This is a genomic window from Streptomyces sp. UH6, assembly GCF_013421635.1.
GTDB classification, from domain to species: domain Bacteria; phylum Actinomycetota; class Actinomycetes; order Streptomycetales; family Streptomycetaceae; genus Streptomyces; species Streptomyces abyssomicinicus.
This window is the reverse complement of sequence record NZ_JACADT010000834.1, coordinates 1-2,535: the sequence shown is the minus strand read 5'-3', so window position 1 is coordinate 2,535 and position 2,535 is coordinate 1. Positions and strand designations below refer to the sequence as shown.

At 70.5% G+C, this 2,535-nt stretch carries 1 pseudogene; it reads left to right on the top strand.

Features of this window, described 5'->3' with window-relative positions:
- A pseudogene (locus HW445_RS26450) lies at positions 1–2,535 on the top strand (hypothetical protein); the annotation flags it as partial.

Below are 2,535 nucleotides of genomic sequence, written 5' to 3'. Positions count from 1 at the left end.
CGCCGCACCCGAGTCGGGGCTGGCGACGGCCGGATCCCTCGCGCCGCACGAGGCTTTGGAGACGTTGAGGGGCGTCGACACCGCCGTGGGCCGCTCCGTCGGCAAGGAGCGCGACGCTCTGCGCAAGGCGCCACCGACGATGCGGCGGCCCGCCGGCTCGCCGCGCGTCGTTCCCGGTGGGCCGACGCCCGCCGCCCCGGGCGTGTACACCAAGGCGAAGGTCGCCCGTACCGAGGCGGCGCCGGGCAGCACGCCCGGGATCACCGGCGAGCAGAAGCCGGAAGGCGAGGTGCCGGGCTCGGACGTACCCGAGCCGAGCTGGTGGGACATCGCCGTGACCATCGGCGCCCAGCTCCTCGGCAAGCTGCTGAAGGAGATCCTGCCGCTGGACGACCTGATCGACTCCATCCTCGGGCTGCCGACCGAGGACGAGGGGTTGCGGAACGCCCGCGTGGGCGATGCCCCGCGACTGCCGCTGGAGGACGACTCCGACCCGAGGCGTACGGACGAGCAGGGCCGGAAGCTCGACGAGCGGAAGAACGAACTCCACAGGTCGGGCCGGGCGGACGCCGCGCTGCCGCTGGGCGAGGACCAGATCTACCCGGACGTTCCGAAGGAGACCCTGACCGGCAGGGTCACCGGCGGACAGGGCGGCGCGAAGGGGAGCGGCCCGCGTTCGGTGTCGGGAGGCGTGCCCATCGAGTCCGCCTCCGCGGTCGCCGAGCACGACCGCGGCCCGCAGATCCGGGCGGGCTTCGCCGACGGTCTGCAGAAGATGGGCCGGGAGCGGCAGCTCAAGGACAGGAAGGCCGCCGGCGACCGTGAGCGGCACGACGCGGACCTGCGGCGCGAGGTCGACGCCAGTAGCAGGAAGCAGGCGGACGCCCGCGCCAAGGGCCGCTCCGACATCGCCGATTCCCGCGACCGGTGGCGCCGGGAGCAGGACGACAAGGTCGCGGAGATCGACGACAAGAAGGGCAGGAAGTACGACCAGGTCCGCGAGGACATCCGGAAGAAGGAGGAGGACACCGACAAGGACGTCGACAAGCGGACCGAGGACGACAACAAGAAGATCGAGACGGAGCAGACCGACGCCGAGCGGGAGGCGGAGGACAAGCAGAGCGAGGCCAAGGACGACGCCGACAACTGGCTCGAAGAGGCCATCGAGAAGCTGAAGGAGTTCTTCCAAGGGCTCAAGGACGCGATCAAGGGCATCTTCGAGAGGGCTCGCCAGGCCGTCACCGACCTCATCGAGAGGTTCAAGGAGCAGGTCTTCAAGCTGATCGACGACGCCCGCAACTGGGTCGTCGACAAGATCAACAAGTTCGCGGACGCGCTGATCGCGTTCGGTGACGAACTCCTCGCCGACTACCCGGCGATGCGCGACAAGTGGCGCAGGACCATCGACGGCGCGCGCGACTGGGCCGTGCAGAAGGTCAACGAGTTCGCCGACGCGCTCAAGGAGGTCGCCGGGAGACTGCTCGACGGCCTGTGCGGCGCGCTGCTCGCCGGTCTCGACCTGCTGGAGACCGGACTTCTCGCGGCCGTCGACGTCGCCGAGTCCGTCACCGTGGGCGCCCTGGAGTTCGGCGCCGCCGCCGTCGCCGCTCTCGGCGAGTGGGCGGCCATCTTCAACGACATCGTCTCCGATCCCGGTGACTGGATCGGCAAGGCCGGTGCGGCGGCGGAGACCGGTGCCAAGGAACACCTCTTCGAAGAGATCAAGACCGCGGTCAATGCCTGGTTCGACCAGAAGGTCCAGGAGATCATCGGCATCCCGGCGGAGGACTTCCAGGCCCTGCTCCACGGTGGTGTCACCGTCGAGCAGATGGCGCAGATGGCCTGGGACGAGGCCGTGCCCCAACTCCCGGTCATCATCGGGGTACTCGTCGTGGAGAAGGTCGTCGCCAAGCTCATTCCCGGGGCCGGCTGGGTCATGGCGGTCATCGACGCCCTCCAGACCGCGTGGGGTGCGCTCAGTGAGATCCTCGCCGCCTTCGGCCTCTTCATGGACTTCCTGAAGTCCGTCAAGAGCGGCAACGGAGCCCTCCCGTTCGCCAAGGCGGTCGCGGCGGGTGTCGTGGCGCTGCTGGAGCTGGTCTACACGTTCCTGGTCGAGGGCGTCGGCCGGTTCATGGGCAAGGTCGCCGACCGGCTCGGCGACATGCTCAAGAAGATCCGCACGAAGAAGGAGGAACCCGGCGGGCCGGAGGGTCCGGGCGGGCCGCCGACTCCCCACAAGCCGAAGGACGAACAGCCCGGGAACGAGCGGCCGAAGGACGACGAACCCGCCCCCGCCGACCGGCCGGCCCCGCGCAAGCCCTCACCGGACAGGACGTCCCGCCCGCCTTCCAGGCCCAGGCCCGGCAAACGCTCCTCCCCGCAGAGGCGGCCCCGCCCCTCGCAGACCACCCGCCCCCGAAAGCGTCGCGACGACGACGAACGCCGCGAGGAGGGACGCGAGGTGAACGCCGCCCGACGGCGGGCACGGGACGCGGAACGCAGGACGCGCGAGAAGGACCGGGACGACGGCCC